This window comes from Chryseobacterium sp. MEBOG06, assembly GCF_021869765.1.
Lineage (GTDB): Bacteria > Bacteroidota > Bacteroidia > Flavobacteriales > Weeksellaceae > Chryseobacterium.
On sequence record NZ_CP084580.1, the window covers coordinates 1,642,385 to 1,668,032 of the forward strand.

Below are 25,648 nucleotides of genomic sequence, written 5' to 3' on the forward strand. Positions count from 1 at the left end.
TCTGAAATCGTATCCATTCCTCACTTATGAAATCATCTGCTGAACTTAATTTTTCGGAAATAATTTAGATTTCTGAAAAAAGCCATTGATGGTCAACTCAAAAATGCCTAAATTTGTACGCTTTTAGAAAAATAAGAAATGCAATTATCAGAACAAGAAATCATTAGAAGAGAAAAGCTGAATAAGCTTACTGAAATGGGGATTAATGCGTTCCCTGCGGATGAGTATACAATTACAGATACTACAGAATCTATAAAACAGGACTTTTCTGAAAATAAACAGGTTAAGATCGCTGGTAGATTGATGTCCCGCAGAATTCAAGGGAAGGCTTCTTTCGCAGAATTGCAGGATTCTAAAGGAAAAATCCAGGTTTACTTCAACAGAGACGAGATCTGTCCGGGTGACGATAAAGAATTATATAACGAAGTGTACAAACACCTTTTGGATATCGGAGATATTATCGGTATCGAAGGAGAATTGTTTACCACTCAGGTAGGAGAGAAGACTGTTTTAGTGAAAAACTTTACCCTTCTTACAAAAGCTTTACGCCCTCTGCCTCAGCCGAGAACAGATGAAAATGGAGTTGTGCACGACGGATTCACAGATCCGGAATTAAGATACAGACAACGTTATGTAGATTTAACAGTAAATCCACAGGTGAAAGAAATTTTCGTGAAGAGAACAAAATTGTTCAATGCCATGAGAACTTTCTTCAATGATGCAGGATATTTTGAAGTTGAGACACCTATCTTACAGTCGATCCCCGGAGGAGCTGCTGCAAAACCGTTTATCACGCACCACAATGCTTTGGATATTCCATTATATTTAAGAATTGCCAATGAACTATATCTGAAAAGACTGATCGTAGGTGGTTTTGACGGAGTATATGAGTTCTCTAAAAACTTCAGAAATGAAGGAATGGACAGAACCCACAACCCGGAATTTACTGCAATGGAAATTTATGTAGCTTATAAGGATTACAACTGGATGATGGATTTCACTGAGAAATTATTGGAATTTTGTGCTATTCAGGTAAATGGTGCTACAACCGCTACATTTGGAGAACACCAGGTTGATTTCAAAGCTCCTTATCCAAGAGTTTCCATGACAGAAGCGATCCTGAAATTCACAGGTTTTGATATCACCGGAAAAACTGAGAAGGAATTATACGATTTCGCTAAGTCTATCGGAATTGAGGTGAATGAAACAATGGGGAAAGGGAAATTAATTGATGAAATATTTGGTGAAAAATGTGAAGGAAACTTCATCCAGCCAACTTTCATTACAGATTATCCGGTTGAAATGTCTCCATTGACTAAAAAACACAGAAGCAAAGAGGGCCTTACGGAACGTTTCGAATTAATGGTTTGCGGTAAAGAAATTGCAAATGCTTATTCAGAGCTTAATGATCCAATTGATCAGAGAGAACGTTTTGAATCTCAAATGGCTTTATCAGAAAGAGGAGATGATGAAGCAATGTTCATCGATCAGGATTTCTTAAGAGCTCTTGAGTATGGTATGCCGCCAACTTCAGGACTAGGAATCGGTATGGACAGATTAATCATGTTCTTAACGAACAATGCATCCATTCAGGAAGTGTTATTCTTCCCTCAGATGAGACCTGAAAAAGCAGTTCCGCAAATTGAGCTCGGAGAGGATGAGAAAGTAATCCTTGAAATCCTTAACTCTCAGGAAGAGCCAATGGCTTTATCTGAAGTGAAAGAGAGAAGTAAATTATCCGGTAAAAAATGGGATAAAGCTTCTAAGACTTTGACTAAAAATAACTTAGTGAAAGTAGAGAAGATTGACGAAAATGTTTTGATGAAACTGGCATAATATCATCAGATTAACGATATTCTAAGAGGTTGTTCCATTTTTGAGACAACCTCTTTTTTATTTTGGAAAATAATATATGCGCCTTTTTTATAAGTGTATTCGCAATTGAAATATTTAAAAATAAAAACCGGTGCAGAATTATTCTGTACCGGTTTCTTTGTTCCATTTTCGCAGCTGCGTTCTGAAATTTTTAAACGGGGCTACTGTATTGATGTGTATCCATTTCCATATGGGCCATTTTGCAGGAGTGGTTGCCCACTTTCTTTGTTCCGGTAAAAACAATGTTTCATGACCCAGAGATTCTATCCATTCTATAATTTCATTGATCTGCTTTTTCAGTAGGGCTCTTTGCTGTACCAGTGTAAAAACACCATATTGATTATAAAAAGATTCATATAAACCTTTTAAATTATTCCATTTATAATCAGCAGTCGGGGTTTTCACATCAATCCCTTTCTTTTCATCATATTCCCATTGCAGAAGCAAATGGGTCCATCCGAGCTGATAAGAGAGATTCTGTGATGGTGTTTTATCTACTCCGGCTTTTAGTAAATCTTTATCAGCTTCTTTGATATCATCAAATTCCTTATCATACAACAGATATCTGTTCTTTATCTCTTCAATCAGTTCTGTTTTATCCTTATAACTCTGCATAGGGTACTATTTTCTCAGTTTACTGAAGGAAGCCATCAGATAGAATAAGAATGGGAGGATAAATAATGAACCCAACATTAAAGCCCACGCCAAAACAGAAATAGTCTTTTCAGGAGCCATATGTTCCAACAGGGAAAGATGCTGCCCATTTCCTAATAAAATAATATTAGGATTGTGCTGATACGTGGCTGCTACCAATATCATTACGATTTGAAAACCTGCCAAGGCTCTTACCGGTAACAGTTTTTGACGGTTCAGTGCTCTAAGAATCAATAAAAGGGCGATGGTGGCAAAAGCAATAGCCATAATACCCAAAGGCTTGGAAAATACCCACTTTAAAAGAGGAATATCAGAAATATAAGCCGTAGCAAATACAAGAATTCCAGTAATAACAACAAATATCATGGTTTGTTTAGACTTTCTGATCATCAGCAACAGTTCTGCTTTATCTTTTGTTTCTCTTAACGAAAAAATAGAAGCAAGATAAGCACAAAGTGCTACCGTAAATAAACCTACAGAAACACCAAACCAATTCAGCCAGCTGTAAATATACAGATCCACAAACCCTACAGCATCAGGATTAATAGAATGTGAAACAGTAGCTGCAGCTATTAGCCCCAGGAAGAAAGGGGTGAGAAGACTTGCGTAATAAAAAATATGAGTATACAGCACCTGCCAGTTGTCTTTTACAGCATCATAATGCCTGAATGTAAACGCTGTTCCTCTGGCAATAATACCTACGAGCATCAGAACCAGCGGTATGTGGAGATAGGTAGACATTGTGGTATAGATTTCAGGAAACCCTACAAAAAGGATTACAATAGCGATAATCAGCCACATATGGTTCGCTTCCCAGACAGGAGCGATAGATTCATACATGATCTCCTGGGTTTTATGACGGGATTTTTTATTGGTGAAAAGCTCCACAATACCTGCTCCAAAGTCAGCGCCTCCCAGAATAATATAAAGACAGATGGAAAGCCAGAGAAAGCCTATAACAATGTAAATCATGATTTTTTGTTTTTATCGTTAAACTGAGCGTCGGTAGGGTCGTAAAGTTTGGGAACCATTTGAATCTGTCTCTTTAAAAGGAAAACCAGGATCAATGATAATGAGATGAAAATAGCCGTAAAAAAGTAGAATGAATACTGTATTCCCGGCATGGGAGTCACGGCATCTATTGTTCTCATAATTCCGTAGATAATCCATGGTTGTCTCCCCACTTCAGTAACTGTCCATCCGGCTTCCAGTGCAATATACCCAAAAGGAGTTGCTATCAAGAATGTTTTTAATAACCATTTTTTAGTAAGCCATTCTTTTTTGAAAAAGAAAGCATATAAGTAAACCACGCCAATAAATATCATCACCATTCCAAAGAAGATCATTATCTGAAAAGCATAATGGGTAACGGCAATAGGAGGCCATTCATCTTTTGGAAAGTCCTTGAGTCCCTTTACTTCAGCATTAAAATCATTGCTCACTAAAAAGCTTAATACTTTTGGAATTTTAATGGCATATTTGATCTCCTCTTTTTCCTCATCAGGAATTCCGCCAATCACAAATGCAGCCCCTTTTTCCGTCTCGAAATGAGCCTCCATTGCGGCAAGCTTAATAGGTTGTCTTTCTGCTACTGATTTGGCAGCAATATCACCGCTTAAAGGGGCTCCAAATGCTCCGATAAGGGCAAATCCAACGGCAATTCTAAAAGCTTTGGTATGAAATTCAACATTTCTTTTTCGCATAATCATAAAAGCATGAACTCCGGCCACTGCAAATCCGGTCGCACAGAAGGCTGCCACAGTCATATGAAGAGCCTGAGGAAACCATGCATCATTGAGCATTGCTTTTATAGGGTCTATATTAAGGTATTGTCCATTGATATAATCAAATCCGGTAGGTGAGTTCATCCAGGAATTGGCAGCCACCACCAGAATTCCTGATGCCAGGCCGCTTACTCCAACCAGGAAGCCGCAAAACCAGTGGAACCATTTATTAAATTTTTCCCATCCATATAAAAAGAATCCGATAGCAATTGCCTCAATGAAAAAGGCTGTCCCTTCTAAGGAAAACGGCATCCCGAATATAGGACCGGCATGTTTCATAAAACCGGGCCATAGCAGTCCCAATTCAAATGAAAGCATTGTTCCGGAAACAGCCCCTGTTGCAAATAGAATGGCTACCCCTTTGCTCCAGGCTTTTGTAAGTCCTTTATATACTTCGTTGTTGGTTTTTAAGTATTTCCAATGGGCAAAAGCCATTAGAAAAGGCATCACCATTCCCACACAGGAGAATATGATATGGAAGCCCAGAGAAAGCGCCATCTGGGCGCGGGCAGCTATAAAATCATCCATAATATCAACTTTTCAGTAAATAAATTTACGCATAAATTATTGATGTTGGGTATGATTTAAAACAGTTGTTATTTCAGCAATACATTTTAATTTTGAATCTTTTATTGGTTACCTACTCCTTATGTTTTCCTAAACAAAAGCTCTACATTTTTTTCACTTTTATACCCCGAAAAAAAATATCATCTTTGCAGGAATTTTGATTAAATTATCAACCATGAAATTTTTAAATAAGGGCGTTTTTATTATTTTTTTTCTATTTTACTCGTATTCTTTTACTCAGTATAGAAACGGATTGAAGGGAATTTATATGCCCCAGGGAGAACAAGTCAATCTTCCGGCAGAATATAACTTTTTTATAGATGAAGGACGCAGAATCGCGGGTGAGGTATTTTACCAGAATCTTCAACGTTCCAGTGGAAGAGACAGTAGTTTTAATTCATTGGAACTTATTTTTTTTGAAAACAGAAAATATGATTTTCTGAATACTGGATTTGTGCTGGTTCCACAAATGAACAGCAAGCTGATGGGAAAGAATATTTCCACGGTTACGGTCCGAAATAACAATACATGGAAAATGGCTTTTGGAACAGTAGACTTTGCTACTTACAATCCCCGAAATAATGTTGCCAATTTCCTGTACATGGTTATTTGTTGGAACATGACGAACGAACAGGTTCTTGCTCATTTTTTAAATAGGATGGATACTCCAGCAAACAGTAGGATTTCAAAATATGTTCAGTTGATCAGGGATATTAACAAGGCGAACAAAATTAATGTAGGAGAAAAGATTGATGAATTTGCACCTGGGCTGTTAACCAGATTATGTAAAGATATTAATGCCCAGACTTTGGGTGACGAATGTACATTGGCTCTTTATAAAGCTTATATTGAAGATAAGGATGAAAATGTAACAAGACAGAATATTGACCGTTTCTTTAGATCATTGGGTAACCTATCTCTGCAGAATATGACCAATGATTATGTTCTTCCAAGAGGAGATCTGAATATGATGAATAAAGACATAAAACTGGTCTTGCCTAATGAATTTTTTTATGCAAAAAAGAAGAACGACCAATCTGATGTTTCTTTTTTTATCGAAAAAATTGAACAGAACTTAACTTATGATTTTGATGGGAAAACCTATGTTCTTATATTTAAAGTAACGCCCCATATTGACAGCATGTCTTCAGACTTTAATTTTTTAGGAGAATATTATAATACGCTTAAAGGAAAACAGCAAGTTGAAAATATCGAGGTGAAAAAAAATGAAATTAATTATTTTGAATTTTTTCTATATCCGGATAGGATGGAAGTACAGGTAAATCTTACCAAGAAAGAAAATAGATTCAGCTATGGTTATAAATTGAAAAATATATTTAAAATTAAAAAGAATAATCCATAGATCTATAGATATGAGTTAAAAAGAAAAACGAGCAGAAAAAGTCTGCTCGTTTTTCTTTTTAACTCTACATTTTTTTGACACTTTTTAACTTTCATACCTCGAAAAAAATCACGATATTTGTAAGTCTTTGCATATAGCAAGATTTTTAATATTTAATATGAGTCAGAAACAATATACAGCTAGTAGTATTCAGGCATTGGAAGGAATGGAGCATGTTCGTATGCGTCCTTCAATGTACATTGGTGATGTTGGGACAAGAGGTCTCCATCATTTGGTTTATGAAGTAGTCGATAACTCTATTGACGAAGCGTTGGCAGGATACTGTGATACGATTTTCGTAAGCATTAAAGAAGGAAACGGAGTTGAAGTAAGCGATAATGGTAGAGGGATTCCGGTTGATTTTCACGAAAAAGAACAAAAATCAGCCCTTGAGGTTGTAATGACCAAAATAGGAGCCGGAGGTAAGTTTGATAAAGATTCTTATAAGGTTTCAGGAGGTCTTCACGGAGTGGGGGTTTCGTGCGTGAATGCACTTTCCAACGAAATGATCACTACAGTTTACAGAGACGGTAATGTATACCAGCAAGTGTATTCCAGAGGGAAAGCACAGACTGGAGTTGAAGAAATTGGCCATAGTGAAAAAAGAGGAACGAAACAGTTTTTCCAGCCGGATGATAGTATTTTTACAGAGTTAGTCTATAACTATGATACTTTAGCAAACCGTCTGAGAGAACTTTCATACCTTAATAAAGGAATTACAATTACCCTTACTGACGAAAGAGAAACTTTAGAAGACGGTTCTTTCAGAACAGAAATTTTCCACTCTGAAGGAGGATTAAAAGAATTTGTTGGGTATATCGATGGAAGCCGTGAATCTATTATGGAGCACGTTATTTTCATGGAAGGAGAGAGAGATGATATCCCGGTGGAAGTAGCAATGCGTTACAACACTTCTTTCAACGAGAACCTTCACTCTTATGTAAATAATATCAATACTCATGAAGGAGGAACTCACCTGGCAGGTTTCAGACGTGCTTTGACGAGAACCCTTAAGAAATATGCTGATGATTTAGGTATTCCACAGAAAGAAAAAGTAGAAATTACAGGAGATGACTTCCGTGAAGGATTAACCGCTGTAATTTCTGTAAAGGTAATGGAACCCCAGTTTGAAGGACAGACAAAAACGAAATTAGGTAACTCTGAAGTTTCCGGAGCTGTAGATAAAATTGTTGGGGAAATGCTGACTAACTTCCTGGAAGAGAATCCTAGTGAAGCAAAGTTAATCGTTCAGAAAGTAGTTTTAGCAGCAAAAGCTAGACAGGCCGCTAAAAAAGCCCGTGAAATGGTTCAGAGAAAATCTCCAATGGGAGGTTCTGGTCTTCCTGGGAAATTATCTGACTGTTCATCTAAAGATCCGGCAGAATCTGAACTATTCCTTGTAGAGGGAGATTCCGCAGGAGGTACTGCAAAGCAGGGACGAGACAGACACTTTCAGGCGATTCTTCCATTAAGAGGTAAAATTTTGAATGTTGAGAAGTCTATGCTTCACAAAGTATATGACAACGAAGAGATCAGAAATATCTATACCGCACTTGGAGTTTCTGTAGGAACAGAAGAAGACAGTAAAGCATTGAATATGGTTAAGCTAAGATACCATAAAGTTGTGATCATGACCGATGCTGATATTGACGGATCTCACATTTCTACACTGATTCTTACTTTCTTCTTCAGATATATGAAGGAACTTATTGAGAATGGATATATTTATATCGCTCAACCTCCTTTATATTTACTAAAGAGAGGTAACAAAAAAGTGTATGCCTATAATGAAAAAGAACGTGAAGAATTTACTCTGGAAATGTCTCCGGATGGTAAAGGTGTAGAAGTACAACGTTACAAAGGTCTTGGAGAAATGAACCCTGAGCAGCTTTGGGAAACAACCCTGAACCCTGAACATAGAATCTTGAAACAAGTGACTATTGATAATGCAGTGGAAGCAGACAGTGTTTTCTCAATGTTGATGGGAGATGAGGTTCCACCAAGAAGAGAGTTTATCGAAAAAAATGCGAAATATGCAAAAATTGATGCATAATCGTTTTTAAAAAATAGTAAAAAAGCTTCTAATTATTTAGAAGCTTTTTTTATATTTGGATAAACTAAAATTAATAATATGTTAACTCTTTTACAAACAGCTTCTTATGAAGGAGCAGATGCAGTTTCCGGCGCAGCAGCTGCAGGATTAGGAATTGGAACAATGTTTATGGGATTGGTATTCTATATATTCTATGGATACTGTATGTATAAAATTTTCAAAAAAGCTGGGAGGGAAGATGCCTGGGCAGCTTTTATTCCAATCTATAATACAATAGTATTGCTGGATATTGTAAAGAAGCCTCTATGGTGGATTATTTTATTCTGCATCCCTTTGGTTAATATTTATGCATGTTGGGTAGTCTATGACAGGCTTGCTAAAGGTTTTGCAAAAGAAACTCCTTTGTACACCATCCTTATACTTTTCTTTGGATTTATTTTTATTCCTGTACTTGGACTGGGGAGTGATCCTTATGACAGTAAGAGAATTCCAAATGATTAAAGAAATAGAAATGATAAAAAAAGACCTCAGAGATGAGGTCTTTTTTTATGCGTAAATACTTTTTTTAATAATGTATACGCTTGTTTAATAGTGTTTTGTGATATTGTTTTATATTATTTTAACAACTATTAAGATTTTCTTATGTTTGCATAATTTTAATAACCATGATGAAAATACCATTTCCAGAAGCTCTTTCTGCTTCAATTTACTTTACACCACCATATTCAATGGTTGTTATTATTCGTAACTTAAAAATAGCAAACTGAATTTTAACAATTTATTATTTCGTAAAAAATAACAATCAAGATGAAAATTTTAATTTTAGGGGCTCTTTCAACAGCCTCGATATATTTCGCACAGATCTATCCGGCTTCTTCAATTCCTGAAAATTTAAAGAAAAATGCTGATGTTGTCATCAGAAAAAACTTTACAACTGTTCAGATTAATAAAATTGATGAGATCAGATATCAGTATAACAGAATAATGACGGTTATCAATAAAGATGGAGATTCAAAAGCAGCAATATATATACCTTATCAAAAAGGGGATAATATTTCAAATGTAAAAGTAACAATATACGATGAAGCAGGGAAAAAAGTGAAGAGCTTTTCAAAGTCTGATTTTAGTGATTTTGCCAATAATCCTCAGGGAATATTTTATTCTGATAATAGGGTCTTAGCATTACCCTATACTTCAGCATATTATCCCTATACAGTAGATTTTTCATATGAGCTTACGGATGAAAATACTGTTTTTATTCCAGATTTTATACCTTTTTCATCTAATAATGTTTCTTTGGAAGAAAGTCAGTTGAAAATAATTAATAAATCAGGAATTGAGCTTAAAACTAAAAGCTATCCTTCAAAATATAATTATGCTTCAGTGATAGAAAGTGACAACGGAGCTGAGAAGACATATACTTTTAAAAATGTTCCGGCCATTGATGATGCACTGATGGTACCAGAGCCTGTAAAGATATTGCCTAAGATGGGCTTTTCTCTGGTACAGTTCAATCTGGCAGGAAAAAAAGGTACTTTAAATAACTGGAAAGATTTCGGGGTTTGGTATTACAATAATCTGGTAGAGCCGGTTGCTGTTTCTACACCTGCCATTAAATCTGAAATTGCTGCTTTGAAATTAGAGGGATCAACAGAAGATAAGGTGAAAAAGCTTTATCAGTATATGCAGTCTAAAACCCGTTATATATTTGTAGGGCTGGGGATAGGCGGTTGGCTTCCTATGTTGCCGGATGAAGTGAATAAAAAAGGATATGGTGACTGCAAAGGACTTACCAATTACATGAAAACACTTTTGAATGAGGCAGGTATTCCATCTAATTATTGCATCATCAACTCCAGTTCATCACAGGTCTCTTTTGATCCTGATTTTCCTTCGATGGGAGGGAATCACGCTATTCTGATGATCCCTACAGAAAAAGGAAACATCTGGCTTGAAAACACCTCTCAACAGATTGCTTTTAACCATCTGAGCTACAGTACAACCGATAGAAATGTGCTTGCTGTAACCTCTAAAGGAATCGAGATTATTAATACACCAGCCTATAAGGCTGAAGAAAATAGGGAAAAGCAGGTGTTAAAGATCAACCTTAATGAAGATAACAGTATCACAGGAGAGGGGAGCTTTTTTTATACAGGAAGTCAGTATGATTATAATTTAGGATTTGTAAATCTTAACCCTAAAGAGAAAAACGATGCCCTGAAAAGCAGGCTGAGTATCTTAAACTTTGAAAAAGTTGAAATGAAAAACTTTGTCAATGACAGAGATAAAGCAGTTATCACCTATGATATCGACTTTAAAACCAATAATTTTTCTAAAAAAGCAGGAAACAGTCTTCTGTTCAGAGCTGTTCCTATTTTTTCAGATAATGTATATAAAACTGATGAAAACCGTGAGCTTCCTTTTGAAGTAAGACAGTCTTTTGAAGATGATTATGACATCGCCTTTAGTCTTCCTAAGGGATACCGAATAGATGAAACTCCTGCAGATTCGAATCTGACTTCTGAATTTGGGTATTATAAAATAAGTTTTGTAAAAAGTGATGATCAGGTAAAAGTGATAAGAAAAATACAGATCAATAAAGGAATTTATTCAAAAGAAAAATACAATGATTATGTAAGTTTCAGAAAGAAGATCATGAATATGGACAACTCAAAAATCTTAATTACAAAAATATGAATATGAAAAAAATAATAGTATTAGTCTTATGTTCTGCAAATGCAATACTGATTAATGCACAAAAATACCAGTTTCTAAACCCTCCAAAATTTAACGATGCAGATTTATCTAAAGTAAAATCACTTCTGGATGAAAATGCACCTGCAGAAATTCTGTATAAATCCATGTATTTTATGGTGGATACTTCTACAGGGAACCTGAGCAAAAAATATTTTTACAGAGTAAAGATTTATGATAAAGATAAGGCAGAAGAATGGTTGAATCTTGAAATTCCTCTTTATAGCTCAAACGGCAGCAGGGAAACCTTAGGGAAATTCAAAGCTTTTACCTATAATCTGGAAAACGGAAATGTTGTTCCTGTGAAAGTGGAAAAAAGTTCGCAGTATAAAAGTAAAGAGAGCAAATATGTTACAGTGACTAAATTTGCTTTTCCCAGTGTGAAAAACGGTTCGGTTCTGGAATATCAGTATGAAATAACATCTCCATTTTTATTCGCTATTCCGGAAATGTTGATAGAGTCTGATACCCCTTCCCTGATTACAGAATACGTTTTGGACGCTCCCCTTAATATTGCTTATAACATAAATTACACAGGAAGTATAGCTCCAAAATACAGGGAAGTCGAAGAAAGGAACTTATATGGTACCCAGTGCAAAACGTTTAGATTTGGCTATGAAAATCTTAAAGGATTTAAAACTGAAAAGTGGGTGAGGAATGATAATAATTTCCGTACAAAAATCAGTGCTGAATTGAACTCAACCAATTTTAGAGAGCTTAAGCTATATTCATCTTCATGGGATCAGATCAGCAAAAGACTCTATGAGAATGAAGAGTTTGGAGGAGAACTTAAAAAAACGAAACTAGCCAAAGAAAATATCCCTGCAGGAGTGTTGGACATGAAAACGGAGCTTGAAAAAGCCAATGCTATTTTTTCATTTGTTCAAAAGACATTTAAGTGGAATAAAGACAGAGGAATTTATACAGAAGACGGTATAAAAAAAATGCTGGAAACCAAAGTAGGAAATGCCGCGGAAATTAACCTATTCCTCGTAATGATGCTTCGCGAAGCAGGGATAAATGCCAATCCGCTTATTATATCTACAGTGAACAACGGGTTGATCAATCTGATATCACCTAATGTTTCTAATATGAATTTTGTGTTGGCAGCTTTAGAAATTGAAGGAAAACAGCATATCTATGATGCAACAGTTAAGCAATCTTCTTTGGATGAAGTTCCATTGAGAAACTGGAATCAGTATGGGGTGCTGGTGACGAAAAATAAAGCAATGCCAATTGAAATGGCCAATATTAAAGTAAGTAATACTTTCCTTACTGCTGAAGCTAAGATCAATGAAGACGGAAGTGTTTCGGGAACATATTCAGATCGTGATACCGGCGCTTTTGCAATGTATGCTAAAGATAGTTACGATGATAATCCTGAAAAGTATAAGAAAGTGTACAAGGATAATTTCGCCATAGATTTTACAGAAATTGATTCAAAAGTTTTGGAAAATGGAGCATTTGAAAGTAAAATGAAATTTTCTTCAACGAATTTGATTGATCATGTAGGTAAAAAAATGATCATCAATCCTATGTTGTTTTTAAATAAAAACTCCAATGAATTTGATCAGACGGAAGCAAGGAAATTTCCTATCGATTTTGGAGCGCCAACCACCAAAGTCAAAAAGGTTATTCTTGAAATTCCAGAAGGATATACCATTGAAGAAATGCCAAAAGAAAAAAAGATAGTAACCGAAGACAAAGAGATAGAATATACTTATTACGTTGAGAAGAAAGAAAATAAACTGGAAGTCACTTCTACTATGAAAGTGGCAAGTGCAGATTATCCAAAAGAATATTACTCAGCATTTAAACAAATCTGGGGCGTTGCTTCAAAATTCGAAAACCAGGTTATCAGTTTAATCAAAAAATAATTGATCTGCTAAAAGGATTACCCTTAAAAATATTTTTATAAAACCATTCATCTTTTGAATGGTTTTTGTATTAATATAGAAAATGAGAATTATGAAAAATACTATTGCTGTCTTAGCATTGTCTTCATTCTTAGCTTTTACAGCCTGTAAAAAAGGAGAAGCGAAAGGGGAGAAAATAGAAAAAGCAGAACAGAGGCCGTCAGAAAACTTTGTGGTAGATTCCGTAAAGGTGAATGAATCCGTTAAAATTACAGACTCATTAAAACTTTCTTATACATCAAAACTATTGGTTCTTCCTTCTTTAAAAGACAAAAAGTTATTAGACAGTATTTATTTCCAGAATGAAAAGATTAAAGATTTTTCCAAAAGTGGACTTCAAAGCTATCTGGAAAATGAGAAAAACAGCTATTTCAAATCTATGAAAGAGGATAATAAAGACTGGTACTCAGATATTACCTCTGCTCAGGAGTGGTATTCGAGTTCTTACATGAATCTGATATCCAATACTAACGGATATATGCATATTCGATACACAGGAAGCAGCTACGAAGGAGGCGCACATGATAATTATGGATTTTCAGAAAGGGTTTTTGACCTTAAAAACAGTAAAAAACTTGAACTCAAGGATATTACTTCAATGCCTAAAAATAAAATTGAAGCTATTCTGATGAAGAATATCAATAAGATTAACAGTGGCACAACGGATGGTGACGGAGAAGTGAAAAATTCTGAAATGCTTTTGGTAGATAAAATCCCCGCTTCTGATAATTTTTATTTTGATGAAAAGAATCTCTATTTTCATTACAGCCCCTACGAAATTGCAGCTTTTGCCGCAGGAGATATTACAATTCCGGTTTCATGGGAGGAATTAAATGGGACATTAAATGCCGAATTTAAAGAAAGAATGAAAATTAAGTAAATTAATGCTTCCAGTTCAGGAAGCATTTTCTATTTTTGCGGTGATGAACAAAGTAGCTTTTATTATCAATCCTTTTTCCGCCAAAAAAAACTATCAGCCGTTTTTGAACGAGCTTATATCTAAGGTTGGAGATCCCCTGTATTATGTCTCAGAATCTATTTTGGGAACAGATGAATTTATTCAGACTCACTTTGAGAATGTAGATATTTTTGTAGCTATAGGTGGAGATGGTACAATCTCTACTGTGGCCAAGAATCTGATTAATACAGAAAAAATTCTGGCTATTTTTCCGGCAGGTTCAGGAAATGGATTTTCTAACGAAACCCGTTTCAGTAAAAATCTTGATGAGCTTTTAGAAAAGATAAAAGCAAAGAAATCCAGAAAGATTGATACATTTACTGTCAATGACAGGCTTTCTATTAATGTATCAGGAACAGGGTTTGATGGTAAGGTAGTTAAGGAATTTGAAAAAACAACCCGTGGATTCAAAAATTATATTAAAGTTTCCCTGAAAACCTTTTTCAATTATAAACCGATCAAGGTGAAGTTCTTTGATGAAAAATATGAACAGTATAACGGGAGATACCTTATGCTGAATATTGCCAATACCCGCCAGTTTGGTAACAATGCCTATATTGCTCCGAAAGCGAGTAAAAGTGACGGTCTTGTAGATATGGTTCTGGTAAAAAAATTCCCTTTAACCTATTCTGCACTTTTTGCTTTCAGAATGTTTACCAAAAGATTGAAAGACGATGAATATGTAACCTATCTTCCGGTTTCCGAGATTTCATTTAAAGTAAATACCAAAAACTGGCATCTTGATGGTGAATTTAATAAAATAGAATCACCTATTCATGTAAAAGTACAGCCTTCAAGTTTGAATATCCTGATTTAAATTGGATAGGTTCTAATCCCAGCTATTACCTATGTAATTTCTTCTCCATTTCTTCCGGATGGTTCAAACAGTAATGAAGCTGGTTTTTGTCAAGCTGTTTTTCCCAATTTGCAACGACTATTGTAGCTACAGAATTGCCTATTACGTTGGTTAAGGCTCTGCATTCGCTCATAAATTTGTCAATTCCGAGAATAAGTGTCATTCCGGCAATAGGAATTTCAGGAACTACGGCCAAAGTTGCTGCCAGAGTTACGAATCCAGCACCTGTAACCCCTGCTGCACCTTTTGAGCTTAGCATAGCCACTAAAAGAAGCATCAGCTGTTTTTCAATTGGCAGATGAATGTTTAATGCCTGTGCTATGAATAGAGAGGCGAGGGTCATATAGATATTGGTGCCGTCAAGATTAAAAGAATACCCCGTGGGAACCACCAGTCCCACTATTGCACGTGAGCAACCTGCTTTTTCAAGCTTTTCCATAATTCCCGGAAGGGCAGACTCCGAAGAGCTGGTCCCTAATACCAGAAGAAGCTCTTCTTTAAGGTAGAAAAGAAGCTTGAAAATATTGAATCCATTGTACAGCGCAACTGCTCCTAATACCAAAACTACAAAAAGAATAGAGGTAATATAAAAGGTAGCCACCAGGAATATAAGATTCAGGACAGAATGAAGGCCATACTTTCCAATAGTAAATGCCATGGCTCCAAAAGCCCCTAGGGGAGCAAGCTTCATCAGCATATGAACAATTTTAAATACAGGTGTTGATAAATCCTGTAGAAAATCAGTCACTTTCTGACTTTTTTCTTTCGTCAGAACCAGTGCAACACCCATTAAAATAGCTACAAGAAGAACCTGAAGAATATTATCACCTACCAAAGGACTGAATAAAGTGTCCGGAATAATATTCATAATAAACCCTGTAAGTGTTGACTCATGGGCTCTTGCCTGATACTGTGATACATCCCCTGTAAGGGTAGAAGGGTCAATATTTAAACCATGACCGGGCTGTAAAATATTTCCGACAAATAAACCAATGATCAGTGCAAGAGTGGAGAATGTGAAAAAGTAAATCATTGCCTTTACAGCAATTCTTCCCACTTTTTTCAGATCGGTCATGTGCGCAATACCCAAAGTAAGGGTAATGAAAATAACCGGAGCAATGATCATCTTTACCAATTTAATGAAGCCGTCTCCCAACGGTTTCATTTTTTCTCCCAGTTCAGGATAGAATTTTCCTAAAAGAATTCCTGCAATAATAGCAATGATTACCTGAAAATAAAGCTGCTGATAAAACTTTTTTGCTTTCAATAGATGCGGTTTTTTGAGAAGGCGAAATTATGAATTTTTTATAAAAATATGACAAAAGTCATGAGTTTTAATATAAGCTTAAGCAATTGTATCAGGTGATGAGAATCTAATGTTTGATTTCCAGATACTAAGAAGGGCCGGATTTTAAAATCCGGCCCCTGATATATTCTATTTTGAATCATTTTTATTACTCTACAGCCACTGAGTCGTCTCCACGGCCATCTGCTACCGCATGAATATTTCCATTTTCATCAAGCACGATCATTTCTGTTTTTCCGATTTGCTTGGTCTTTTCAATGATATAATTTTTGTTTTTCAGCTCAGCAATAGTGCTTTCGGGAAAATTATTTTCTACAGTGATTGTTTCCGGAAGCCATTGATGATGGAACTTGGGGGTATTCACTGAAAGATTGGCATTTAATTTAAAATCTACAACATTGACAATAGACTGATATACTGAAGTCGGAATTGTAGTTCCTCCAGGTGTTCCCACTACCATATAAGGTTTTCCGTTCTTAAGAAGTATGGTAGGAGTCATAGACGAAAGCATTCTTTTATTAGGCTGAATTGAATTGGCTTCTCCGCCTACCGCTCCAAACATATTGGGAACTCCTGGTTTGATGGAGAAATCATCCATTTCATTATTTAGAAAAAAGCCTGCTCCTGAAACCAATACTTTACTTCCGTAATAGCCGTTAAGAGTTGTGGTCACAGATGCTGCATTTCCGTCTTTGTCAAGTACAGAAATATGGGTAGTTTGCATTGACTCTTTTGGTTGTGTAATTATTTTTCCTACCTCTGAGCTTGGTGTTGCTTTGTCAAAACTGAAGCTTTTCCATCTTTTTTTCAGATATTCATCAGAAATAAGATAAGAAGTTTTGTCCTGAATAAAATCCGGATCTCCCATATATTCTGCCCTGTCTGCAAAAGCTCTTCTTTCAGCTTCAACCATGATCTGAACTGCTTTTGTAGAATTTTGCTGATATTTTTCAAGGTTTTCAAAGCTCGCCATTCTAAGCATTTGGGCCAATAGAAGACCGCCGCTGGAAGGTAAAGGCATAGAAACAACATTGTTTCCTTTGTAATCAAACTCTAATGCTTTTCTCTCAGCTACTTTATAATTTTTAAGATCTTCCAGAGTGATAATACCATTGCCCCTTTTCATTTCTGCAACCAAAAGTTCTGCTGTTTTTCCCTCATAGAATCCTTTTGCCCCTAGTTTTTGAATGAGTTTCAGCGTTTCAGCCAGCTCTTTTTGAACTAACAGGTCTCCTGCTTTCCATGGAGTATCCTTTACAAATAGGATTGAAGATTTATTATTCTTCTGGAACTTTTCTTTCTGGCTATTCAGCATATCTGCTTCTTTTCCTGTAATGGTGAACCCTTGCTCTGCAAGATCAATAGCAGGCTGGATAATTTTATCCATCGGAAGTTTACAGTACTTTAATGTGGCAAAGAAACCAGCCACACTTCCCGGAATCCCTACTGCAAGCCTTCCGTTTTGAGACAGATCCGTATCCGCTTTTCCTTTTTTATCAAGGTACATATCTCTGGAAGCTTTTTTAGGAGCTGTTTCCCTGTAATCCAAAGTGAATTTTTCACCATTATTTTTCACGCCTACCAAAAATCCACCTCCTCCAATGTTTCCGGCTTGCGGATACACAACGGCCAATGCATATTGTGTGGCAGTGACTGCATCATAAGCATTTCCTCCCATTTTTAAGATTTTTGCTCCTGCTTCACTGGCCAGAGGATGTGCTGATACCACCACGCCCTTGTTTTTTACCTGTACTTCTTTGACAATACTGATGTCTGTAAACTGTGCCCAGCTTAATTGACTGGCCAATAGTACCGAAACAATTAAAAACTTCTTCATATGATTTTCTTTATAACAAAAATAGAGAATTTTTGTCTAGATGATTGTTGATGATGGCGGAATAATTTCAGGTAACTGCTAAATAGCTAAAAGCACAAATTGCATGATTTGTTTTGGGAACCGAATAGTAAGGTAATTGGAGATTATTTGGAGCTTTGATTTTTAATACACTGTTTTTTCACTGATATATTTTACAAAAAAGGTATGAGAAAGTGTGATTTGACTGGAAATTTGAAATGAAAAACCTCAAATTCATGATGATTTTTCGCTCTAAACTTCGGTATATTTTTAAATACACCTTTTTTATAATGGTTGACTTGTTTTTTTTACTTTTGTACAATTCTAAAAAAATCTGAAAAATGGAATCCTATACGGAAAGAATACTGATTACAGGTGCCTTGGGACAAATCGGCACAGAGCTTACGAACAGACTTGTTGAAATTCACGGAGCAGACAACGTTGTTGCTTCAGGATTGGACAGATGGCAGGAAGGAATTACTTCTGCAGGACACTATGAAAGAATGGACGTTACTAATACGCAGCTTGTGAGACAGGTGGTTAAAGACTATGATATCACGACAGTGTATCACTTAGCTTCACTTTTGTCAGGTACTTCAGAAAAGCAGCCTATTTTCGCTTGGAAATTAAATCTTGAACCCCTGCTTCATTTTTGTGAAATGGCAAAAGAAGGGCTTCTTAAAAAGATTTTCTGGCCAAGTTCAATCGCTGTGTTTGGAAAAGGAATTCCAAAGCATGATGTAGGGCAGGAGGTAGTACTGAACCCGACAACTGTTTATGGGATTTCTAAAATGGCAGGAGAAAAATGGTGTGAGTACTATTTTGATAAATATGGAGTGGATGTAAGGAGTATCAGATATCCGGGATTGATCTCATGGAAGACTCCGGCAGGTGGCGGAACAACCGACTACGCTGTTGAGATTTTCTATAAAGCAATAGAGGAGGGGAAATATACAAGTTTCATTTCTGAGAATACAGGAATGCCAATGTTGTATATGGATGATGCAATTAATGCAACATTAAAATTAATGGAAGCTCCAAAAGAAAGTCTGACTGTTCGTTCATCTTATAATCTTGGTGGAATGTCATTTACTCCAAAAGAACTGGCTGAAGAAATCAAGAAAGAAATTCCTGATTTTTCGATCGATTACAATCCTGATTTCAGACAGTCCATTGCAGATTCATGGCCCGCTTCAATTGATGATTCAGTAGCGAAAAAAGACTGGGGACTGACCTATGATTTCGGAATTTCTGAAATGACAAAAGATATGATCAAGAATCTTAAAGTAAAATTAACTAAGAATTAATTATCTAAAGTTATTGTTTAATTAACAGGTGTTTTAACATCTGATTTTTAATATTTTATAAATTTTATCTAAAACTTAATTTAAATGGTATTATTGACTTTTAACATTACGAAAATGGAAGCTGAAGCAAAAAACGGGGTTCAGATTTCGGATGAAGAAAGGTTAAAGATTATAGAAAATAATACCAAAGCAATTCTTAGGATTTTAGATATTCATGATATAAAATCAAGTTTTTTTGTAGAGGTTTCTCTCACTGGAAAACTGCAGAATCTTATAAAAGCAATTTCATCCAAAGGGCATGAAATTGCTTTTTATAATAAAGATTCAAGTCCGGAAGAAATAGAAAATGCCAAGAAGAATATTCAGGAACTTCTGGAAAAACAGATCAGAGGAATTCGTCAGAAAGAGGTAAAGGTTTCTCAGGAAATCCTGAAGATGATGGAGTTCAATTATGTTTCCAATATCGATAATGCCAATATTCTTTTTCCTCTCAAACGTCTGAAAAGAGATACTGAAATTACAGAAGAGGATGGGTTGAGTATTGTGCCGGAAAGTATCTCTCCATACAGCCAGCTGCCATACAATGATTTTGTATTTCAGATCCTGCCGATGAAGTATTACCAGAATATGGTTCTGGAAACATTGCAGAATGAAGAATTTGTTTTGATCTATTTAAACTCCTGGCAGTTTACCGATTTTAAGAAATACCGCTTTGAGATCCCTTTTTACAGAAGTTTATTTTCGGGCAAAAAAATGGAGGACAAATTAGATGCCCTCCTTACTTTTCTTAATGACAGGGAAATGGCTACTTCCCGTATGAAAGATTATATATTTTGAGTTGAAAATGAAAAATGGGAAGTTGAAAATTTACAAAACTTCTCTCCAATTCTAAATTTAAAATAGAGAAAAGTAACTGTAAATATCATCAGTAAACTAAACCACCAGAAACTAAATTTCCAACAGCAAATAACCGATAACTATTAATTTTCAATTTTCCACTTTCAACTAAAACCTAGCTCAGTTCAAAAAGAGTGATCTCTGGCAATACACCCACTCTCCCCGGATATCCCAATACTCCAAATCCTCTGTTTACATAAAGCATTTTCCCCTCACTCTCATATAGATCTGCCCATTTCGGGTAGCGGTACTGTACAGGTGACCATTTGATATTTTTAAGATCTAAACCAAATTGCATACCGTGAGTATGTCCCGAAAGGGTTAGATGAATATTCCCAGGGTGTTTTTTTACCACATAATCAAAATGGGTAGGGTCATGGCTCATTAATATTTTTGTTGCTGATTCCGGTACGTTTTTTAACGCGTCGTCAATTTTACCAAATTGAGGAAACGGTTTTAATCCCCAGTTTTCAACTCCCAAAATATATAGCTTCTCACCATCTTTTTCAATGACTCTGTGTTCATTTCTCAGCATATCAAAACCAGCCTGTTTTTCATAATCAATCAGTGTGTCAAGATTTTCTTTTTTAGCCTGAGGAGATTCCCAGGTTACATAATCACCGTAATCATGGTTTCCTAATACAGCAAGTTTACCGTCTTTAGCCTGTATTTTTGAAAATAAAGGAATGAAAGGTTTAAATTCATCTGCAACATTGTTCACCATGTCTCCCGTGAACAGAACCAGATCAGGTTTTTGCTCGTTGATCAGGTCGATCGCATGCTGCAATTTACCTGGATCTGAGAAGCTTCCGCTGTGAACATCCGAAATCTGTATAATTTTATACCCTTTAAAACTTTTCGGAAGATTGGCAAGCTTCACTTTTACCCTTCTCACTTTGTGACGGTATTTTCCGAAGGTAATTCCGTCTATGAATAAAGCAGAAAGAACTCCGCTCATTCCCAATCCTATCAGGCTTAAGAATTTTCTCCTTTCCGGAAAGAAGTTTTCAGTAGGTTTTGCAAAGCCGATCAGATATCCTCCGGCACGGATAATATCATCAATCAGTAAAAATAAAACTACAAAAATTTTAGGAAGAATAAAAACCAAAAATAATGAAATCATAATCTGTGCCCTTGCTGTACTCCTGTCAGATTTTTGATGAGCGATTTCGTAAGCAAAGATCCCATATACTGCTAACGATATAACCCAGTATCCGACCCTAATCCAGAAGTTATCCGTAAGTGTTTTTATGGCTTGATAAATATACACTTCCAAAAACAGGAAGATTCCGGCGATAATTAAAAAGTTTTTTTGCATATTCTGGTTAAAAAAAGCACAAAGAATAACTTCCCTGTGCTTTTATATTTTTTTGTTTATTAAATATTTTTTTAAGGAAATCTGTAAACGATAGCATTGATGTTCATTCCGGCACCTACCGAAGTCATCACAATGTTACCTTTTTCTTTAAACGTTTGACCCTCCATTTTTCCTTTAATTATTAAATCATACATTGTAGGAATAGTTGCTACAGATGTATTTCCAAGATCCTGAATGGTCATTGGGGAAATAGAGTGGTCATACTCCTTTATATCGTAAAGTCTGTGAAGTCTTTCAATCATAGCATAATCCATTTTGGCGTTGGCCTGGTGAATTAAGATTTTATCTATATCTTCAATAGAAAGACCTGCATCTGTAATGGTTTCTTTGATGGCTACCGGTACGTTTTTAAGAGCGTATTCGTAGATTTTTCTTCCCAGCATTCTTACATAAAGACGTTTTTGATCTACTTCTTTATTGATTGATGGAGCATTTTCAAGATAATTCAGTTCCGGACCATTGTCGCAGATTGTGTTGTGGGCAATGATTCCAACATTCTCATCATCAGTAGCTTTTACTACTACAGCACCAGCACCGTCAGCAAAGATCATCCTGTTTCTGTCGTGTGGATCTGTTACACGGCTTAATGTTTCCCCTCCAATTACTAAAACGGTTTTAGCAACCTTAGCCTTAATTAAATTATCAGCCAAAATCATAGCTTCCACCCATCCCGGACATCCGAAAAGCATATCATACGTTACGCATTTTCTGTTTTTGATACCCAGTTTGTTCTTTACCCTTGCGGCCATTGTCGGCATAAAATCAGCGTATCCGTTTTCAGTAACTTCCCCGAAATTGCTTGCGTAAATAATATAATCTAATTCCTCACCGTCTACTTTTGCATCCTCAAGGGCAACTTTTGCGGCTTCATAACCGATTTGTGAATTGGAAAGATCTTCCTCAATGAATCTCCTGTTTTCAATTTCTGTTATTTCTACAAATTTTGCAATCGTTTCTTCCACAGGCTTTTCAATCTTTACTCCATCCTCTGTGTAGAACTCGGAATTCATGAAATAATCCCTACCAATAACTCTGTTCGGAATATAAGATCCAGAACCAATAATGATCGTATTCGGCATTCGTTTATATGATTTTTTTAAAGTTGCAAAGTTAATAATTAATATTAATAACAAAGAATTAAAAATATTATTAAATTTGCAAAAATTGTACTTTACAATCTATGAAAAACAACTCGTCCTTGAAAGGCTTACTTATTGCAGCTGTGGCGTTTATCGTTGCCTTTGGGATCTACTTCCTTTTTTTAGCCAAGAAGAATTATTATGTCGTAGATAATCCTACCCCGAATACCTATTACTTTAAGATCAATAACGGATCTGAAGGAATTCTGTCTGCGGGGCAGTATGTGCATGTGGATTTGAATAAAGGGAAAAACTCTATTCAGGTCTTTGATCAGAATAAAAAAATGCTTTACGATTCTGCATTTGAAGTGAACAAACTTCGTGGTTTGATTAACATTACACACCAGGATTATTACGTTAACGATCAGTATTATGGGTATAATCTTAAAAAAGATTCCCTGCTGATGGCACTTGATAAGACTGTTATTGACGGAAAGGATTATTTCGGAGGGGCAAAACGCTTCAACAAGCTTTACACAGAAGATTTTTACTACAATGTGGATGAAGATTATGACAAACTGATCAAGAATATCCAGCAGGTAGAATCAAGATCAAAGATCTTCAGAAAGCAGGATTACCTAAATTATTATAAAGAATATTACAAGTTTTAAGTTTTGACAAAAGATATCACCAAAGTTACTCCCTACAATTCAGAGGCTACTAAGAAAAGCCAGGTAGAGGATATGTTCGACAATATTGCACCGAAGTATGACCTTCTGAACCATGTTTTATCCATGAAAATTGACGTTTTGTGGAGGAAAAAACTGGTAAGATGGATGAAAAATGATAATCCGCAGGAAGTGCTGGATGTGGCTACAGGAACGGGAGATCTGGCAATTACCATTGAAAAAGGAACCGGTTCAAAAGTAGTTGGTTTAGATTTATCACAACAAATGCTGAATGTTGGCGTTATTAAAATAAAAAAACTTAAATTAGACGGCAAAATTTCAATGCAAAAAGGGGATGCCGAAAATCTTCCTTTTGAGGACAATAGATTTGATGCTGTGTCCGTTGCATTTGGAGTGAGGAATTTTGAAAACCTTACCAAAGGTTTGGCAGAGTTAAGAAGAGTAGTTAAAGATAACAAAAGTGTTTATATACTGGAGTTTTCAAAGGTTGAGGGGTTTATGGGGCCATTTTATATGTTTTATTTCAAAAATGTATTACCTGCCATAGGCAGATTGGTTTCCAAAGATAATAGGGCGTATACATACCTTCCGGATTCTGTAAATGCTTTTCCTTTCGGGGAGAAGATGAAACAAATTCTTTTAGATACGGGATTTAAGAAAGTTGAATATAAAAAATTAAGTTTAGGTATAGCCACAATTTATAAAGCAACAAAGTAACCTATGAATAAATTTCTATTAAAAGCACTGGTTTTAACCTCAGTAAATGTTGCCATTCTTTCGAATGCGCAATTCAGAACCCGAAACAGAATGGATAAGTTGGAAGACTTTGACGAGCAAAAATTCAGTTGGGGGTTTTATTTGAACGGGAACAGACTGGACTATCGCATCGTACTGCATCCGAGATATGGGATGAACGGGAATGAAAACCTTGTCACATCCAAGGAGAGTTATAGTTTCGGTGCCGGGCTGATTGCAAAATGGAGACTGAATGACTACTTAGATGTAAGAATGGAACCAGGTTTACAGTTTGCACAAAGACAGTTGACTTTTAATACCCAATCTAATGATATCTACGCGGGCGGATCTTTAACCAATCCTCCTTTTATGCCTGTTCCGCTTCAGGATAAAGATAAAGTTAGAGAAATTAAATCTACCTTGATTGATATTCCTGTTCTTTTGGAGCTTCATGGGCAAAGATGGTATAACTCAAGACCTTACATTGCCGGTGGGGTGAACTATATTGTGAATCTTCAGTCTAACGCAACTTCTACTGATGATAACATGCAGGGAATCTTCAGATCAACAACGCATAACTTTGCTTGGTCTGCAGAAATGGGGATTCAGTTTTATTTCAACAAATTTAAATTGACCCCTGCCATCAGAGGAACATTCTTTATGAATAACGAAAAAGTGGCTGATAACGCTACCACACCTCCATATTGGGCGGCTGCAATGTCTACATTACAGACAAGAGCAGTAATGTTCGTTCTGAAATTTGAATAATAAATTTCATATTAAAAAATACAAAGGAGGTGCCTGGCGCCTCCTTTTTTGTTGGTATTTCAAAATATAGAGCGTTTTATTTTTGTTAGTGTTATTATTTTTTTATTTTTGCTTTCAGTTAGAATATACAAACCTGAAATGCTTCAAGATTTAGAAAACAATTTTTCAGAATTAGAGAGAAAGATTTCGACTCTGCAAAAGAACTATAAGAATCTTACGGAAAATTTAGCAGAACTGAGTGTTGAGCATGAAGAGTTGAAGAAGAAGTATGATGAGGAAAGACGAAGAAATCAGGTATTAGCAGAAGAACAAAAAAATATAAAACTTTATTCAGCAATATCAGGGAATCCTGAACACAATAGATTAATGAAAAACCATATCAACAGATTGGTAAAAGAGATTGATTTCTGTATTGCTCAGCTTCAAAACAGTGGACTATAATGGAGGTAAGGAGAATAACCGTAAACATTGCAGGAAGGGTATACCCGCTGAACGTACCGGCAGCAGAGGAGGAAACTTTGCGTAAAGTAGGGAAGCAGATAGAGAATATGATTAAAGATTTTGAACAAAACTTCGATGTAAGAGATAAACAGGATGCTTTGGCTATGTGTGCCCTTAAACTGGGAACCAATGCAGAAGTAGTATCTCTTAATTACGAGAAAAATATTAATTCAACCAATGAAAGATTAACGCAGATTAATCAATCATTGAATGAAATAGGGAAATAGATTTTTTTTCCCTTAAAGACCTGCCTACAATAATTCTAACACATTAAAGGTAAACTCAACGCTAAACAATTACCGAGCAAATGTCCA

General features: G+C 35.8%; 22 protein-coding genes. 15 read left to right on the top strand and 7 right to left on the bottom strand.

The features are described from left to right. The first annotated feature begins 138 nt into the window (after positions 1 to 138). A complete protein-coding gene (lysS, locus tag LF887_RS07620; protein ID WP_236858433.1) occupies positions 139 to 1,836 on the top strand; it encodes a lysine--tRNA ligase in 1,698 nt (565 codons plus the stop codon). Positions 1,837 to 1,974: 138 nt separating this feature from the next. On the opposite strand, the gene LF887_RS07625 is transcribed toward lysS, so the two are convergent. Genes LF887_RS07625 through LF887_RS07635 form a run of 3 tightly spaced genes read right to left on the bottom strand, consistent with a single transcriptional unit; the run spans position 1,975 to position 4,841 of the window. Further along, positions 1,975 to 2,490 carry a ClbS/DfsB family four-helix bundle protein gene (locus tag LF887_RS07625; RefSeq protein WP_236858434.1) on the bottom strand — a complete coding sequence of 172 codons (516 nt, stop codon included), beginning with the start codon at positions 2,488 to 2,490 and terminating at the stop codon, positions 1,975 to 1,977. Positions 2,491 to 2,496: 6 nt separating this feature from the next. Beyond that, a complete protein-coding gene (locus LF887_RS07630; RefSeq protein WP_236858435.1) occupies positions 2,497 to 3,501 on the bottom strand; it encodes a cytochrome d ubiquinol oxidase subunit II in 1,005 nt (334 codons plus the stop codon). After that, positions 3,498 to 4,841, bottom strand: a complete 1,344-nt coding sequence (locus tag LF887_RS07635; protein ID WP_236858436.1) for a cytochrome ubiquinol oxidase subunit I — start codon at positions 4,839 to 4,841, stop codon at positions 3,498 to 3,500. Before LF887_RS07635 ends, LF887_RS07630 begins: the two co-directional genes overlap by 4 nt. A 214-nt stretch (positions 4,842 to 5,055) precedes the next feature. Between LF887_RS07635 and LF887_RS07640 the strand changes: the two genes are divergently transcribed. From LF887_RS07640 to LF887_RS07670, 7 genes are all read left to right on the top strand, one after another. Further along, positions 5,056 to 6,243 carry a hypothetical protein gene (locus LF887_RS07640; protein ID WP_236858437.1) on the top strand — a complete coding sequence of 396 codons (1,188 nt, stop codon included), beginning with the start codon at positions 5,056 to 5,058 and terminating at the stop codon, positions 6,241 to 6,243. Between the two features lie 157 nt (positions 6,244 to 6,400). After that, entirely contained in the window at positions 6,401 to 8,335 is a 1,935-nt protein-coding gene (gene gyrB, locus LF887_RS07645; protein WP_236858438.1) for a DNA topoisomerase (ATP-hydrolyzing) subunit B, read from the top strand. Between the two features lie 78 nt (positions 8,336 to 8,413). After that, positions 8,414 to 8,836 carry a DUF5684 domain-containing protein gene (locus tag LF887_RS07650; RefSeq protein WP_236858439.1) on the top strand — a complete coding sequence of 141 codons (423 nt, stop codon included), beginning with the start codon at positions 8,414 to 8,416 and terminating at the stop codon, positions 8,834 to 8,836. A 306-nt stretch (positions 8,837 to 9,142) separates the two neighbouring features. Beyond that, positions 9,143 to 11,032: a DUF3857 domain-containing protein gene (locus LF887_RS07655; protein WP_236858440.1), complete on the top strand. Its 1,890-nt coding sequence runs from the start codon at positions 9,143 to 9,145 to the stop codon at positions 11,030 to 11,032. Between the two features lie 2 nt (positions 11,033 to 11,034). Then, positions 11,035 to 12,966, top strand: a complete 1,932-nt coding sequence (locus LF887_RS07660; protein ID WP_236858441.1) for a transglutaminase-like domain-containing protein — start codon at positions 11,035 to 11,037, stop codon at positions 12,964 to 12,966. A 91-nt stretch (positions 12,967 to 13,057) separates the two neighbouring features. Further along, positions 13,058 to 13,885: an RsiV family protein gene (locus LF887_RS07665; protein ID WP_236858442.1), complete on the top strand. Its 828-nt coding sequence runs from the start codon at positions 13,058 to 13,060 to the stop codon at positions 13,883 to 13,885. Between the two features lie 4 nt (positions 13,886 to 13,889). Beyond that, positions 13,890 to 14,780 (top strand): diacylglycerol/lipid kinase family protein, encoded by an 891-nt coding sequence (locus tag LF887_RS07670; RefSeq protein ID WP_410681077.1) that lies wholly within the window; start codon positions 13,890 to 13,892, stop codon positions 14,778 to 14,780. A 25-nt stretch (positions 14,781 to 14,805) separates the two neighbouring features. Here the strand turns inward: LF887_RS07670 and LF887_RS07675 are convergent, their stop codons facing one another. Then, positions 14,806 to 16,086: a dicarboxylate/amino acid:cation symporter gene (locus LF887_RS07675; RefSeq protein ID WP_236858443.1), complete on the bottom strand. Its 1,281-nt coding sequence runs from the start codon at positions 16,084 to 16,086 to the stop codon at positions 14,806 to 14,808. Positions 16,087 to 16,273: 187 nt separating this feature from the next. Further along, the gene (gene ggt / locus LF887_RS07680; protein WP_236858444.1) at positions 16,274 to 17,962 is read right to left on the bottom strand and encodes a gamma-glutamyltransferase; all 1,689 of its coding nucleotides are present in this window, start codon (positions 17,960 to 17,962) and stop codon (positions 16,274 to 16,276) included. Positions 17,963 to 18,321: 359 nt separating this feature from the next. On the opposite strand from ggt, the gene LF887_RS07685 reads away from it, so the two are divergent. Both LF887_RS07685 and LF887_RS07690 read left to right on the top strand, forming a co-directional pair. Beyond that, entirely contained in the window at positions 18,322 to 19,287 is a 966-nt protein-coding gene (locus tag LF887_RS07685; protein WP_236858445.1) for an NAD-dependent epimerase/dehydratase family protein, read from the top strand. Positions 19,288 to 19,371: 84 nt separating this feature from the next. Further along, positions 19,372 to 20,124, top strand: a complete 753-nt coding sequence (locus LF887_RS07690; protein WP_236858446.1) for a polysaccharide deacetylase — start codon at positions 19,372 to 19,374, stop codon at positions 20,122 to 20,124. 175 nt (positions 20,125 to 20,299) lie between these two features. Here the strand turns inward: LF887_RS07690 and LF887_RS07695 are convergent, their stop codons facing one another. Together LF887_RS07695 and LF887_RS07700 are read right to left on the bottom strand one after the other, a co-directional pair. Beyond that, on the bottom strand, positions 20,300 to 21,502 hold the full coding sequence (locus LF887_RS07695; RefSeq protein WP_236858447.1) for a metallophosphoesterase: 1,203 nt from the start codon (positions 21,500 to 21,502) through the stop codon (positions 20,300 to 20,302). Positions 21,503 to 21,573: 71 nt separating this feature from the next. Then, the gene (locus LF887_RS07700; RefSeq protein ID WP_236858448.1) at positions 21,574 to 22,641 is read right to left on the bottom strand and encodes a 3-oxoacyl-ACP synthase III family protein; all 1,068 of its coding nucleotides are present in this window, start codon (positions 22,639 to 22,641) and stop codon (positions 21,574 to 21,576) included. Between the two features lie 101 nt (positions 22,642 to 22,742). Between LF887_RS07700 and LF887_RS07705 the strand changes: the two genes are divergently transcribed. The 5 genes from LF887_RS07705 to LF887_RS07725 all read left to right on the top strand — a co-directional run bounded on the left by LF887_RS07705 (position 22,743) and on the right by LF887_RS07725 (position 25,561). Then, positions 22,743 to 23,312, top strand: a complete 570-nt coding sequence (locus tag LF887_RS07705) for a hypothetical protein (protein ID WP_236858449.1) — start codon at positions 22,743 to 22,745, stop codon at positions 23,310 to 23,312. A gap of 3 nt (positions 23,313 to 23,315) precedes the next feature. After that, the gene (gene ubiE, locus LF887_RS07710; RefSeq protein WP_262912515.1) at positions 23,316 to 24,047 is read left to right on the top strand and encodes a bifunctional demethylmenaquinone methyltransferase/2-methoxy-6-polyprenyl-1,4-benzoquinol methylase UbiE; all 732 of its coding nucleotides are present in this window, start codon (positions 23,316 to 23,318) and stop codon (positions 24,045 to 24,047) included. 3 nt (positions 24,048 to 24,050) lie between these two features. After that, positions 24,051 to 24,833 carry a porin family protein gene (locus LF887_RS07715; protein WP_236858450.1) on the top strand — a complete coding sequence of 261 codons (783 nt, stop codon included), beginning with the start codon at positions 24,051 to 24,053 and terminating at the stop codon, positions 24,831 to 24,833. Between the two features lie 138 nt (positions 24,834 to 24,971). Further along, on the top strand, positions 24,972 to 25,274 hold the full coding sequence (locus LF887_RS07720; protein WP_236858451.1) for a hypothetical protein: 303 nt from the start codon (positions 24,972 to 24,974) through the stop codon (positions 25,272 to 25,274). Beyond that, a complete protein-coding gene (locus LF887_RS07725) occupies positions 25,274 to 25,561 on the top strand; it encodes a cell division protein ZapA (protein ID WP_034695967.1) in 288 nt (95 codons plus the stop codon). Before LF887_RS07720 ends, LF887_RS07725 begins: the two co-directional genes overlap by 1 nt. Positions 25,562 to 25,648 lie beyond the last annotated feature (87 nt).

Coding starts and splice junctions, on each gene's coding strand:
- lysS (WP_236858433.1), top strand. CDS start 139: ATGCAATTATCAGAACAAGAAATCATTAGAAGAGAAAAGCTGAATAAG.
- LF887_RS07625 (WP_236858434.1), bottom strand. CDS start 2,490: ATGCAGAGTTATAAGGATAAAACAGAACTGATTGAAGAGATAAAGAAC.
- LF887_RS07630 (WP_236858435.1), bottom strand. CDS start 3,501: ATGATTTACATTGTTATAGGCTTTCTCTGGCTTTCCATCTGTCTTTAT.
- LF887_RS07635 (WP_236858436.1), bottom strand. CDS start 4,841: ATGGATGATTTTATAGCTGCCCGCGCCCAGATGGCGCTTTCTCTGGGC.
- LF887_RS07640 (WP_236858437.1), top strand. CDS start 5,056: ATGAAATTTTTAAATAAGGGCGTTTTTATTATTTTTTTTCTATTTTAC.
- gyrB (WP_236858438.1), top strand. CDS start 6,401: ATGAGTCAGAAACAATATACAGCTAGTAGTATTCAGGCATTGGAAGGA.
- LF887_RS07650 (WP_236858439.1), top strand. CDS start 8,414: ATGTTAACTCTTTTACAAACAGCTTCTTATGAAGGAGCAGATGCAGTT.
- LF887_RS07655 (WP_236858440.1), top strand. CDS start 9,143: ATGAAAATTTTAATTTTAGGGGCTCTTTCAACAGCCTCGATATATTTC.
- LF887_RS07660 (WP_236858441.1), top strand. CDS start 11,035: ATGAAAAAAATAATAGTATTAGTCTTATGTTCTGCAAATGCAATACTG.
- LF887_RS07665 (WP_236858442.1), top strand. CDS start 13,058: ATGAAAAATACTATTGCTGTCTTAGCATTGTCTTCATTCTTAGCTTTT.
- LF887_RS07670 (WP_410681077.1), top strand. CDS start 13,890: ATGCTTCCAGTTCAGGAAGCATTTTCTATTTTTGCGGTGATGAACAAA.
- ggt (WP_236858444.1), bottom strand. CDS start 17,962: ATGAAGAAGTTTTTAATTGTTTCGGTACTATTGGCCAGTCAATTAAGC.
- LF887_RS07685 (WP_236858445.1), top strand. CDS start 18,322: ATGGAATCCTATACGGAAAGAATACTGATTACAGGTGCCTTGGGACAA.
- LF887_RS07690 (WP_236858446.1), top strand. CDS start 19,372: ATGGTATTATTGACTTTTAACATTACGAAAATGGAAGCTGAAGCAAAA.
- LF887_RS07695 (WP_236858447.1), bottom strand. CDS start 21,502: ATGCAAAAAAACTTTTTAATTATCGCCGGAATCTTCCTGTTTTTGGAA.
- LF887_RS07700 (WP_236858448.1), bottom strand. CDS start 22,641: ATGCCGAATACGATCATTATTGGTTCTGGATCTTATATTCCGAACAGA.
- LF887_RS07705 (WP_236858449.1), top strand. CDS start 22,743: ATGAAAAACAACTCGTCCTTGAAAGGCTTACTTATTGCAGCTGTGGCG.
- LF887_RS07715 (WP_236858450.1), top strand. CDS start 24,051: ATGAATAAATTTCTATTAAAAGCACTGGTTTTAACCTCAGTAAATGTT.
- LF887_RS07720 (WP_236858451.1), top strand. CDS start 24,972: ATGCTTCAAGATTTAGAAAACAATTTTTCAGAATTAGAGAGAAAGATT.
- LF887_RS07725 (WP_034695967.1), top strand. CDS start 25,274: ATGGAGGTAAGGAGAATAACCGTAAACATTGCAGGAAGGGTATACCCG.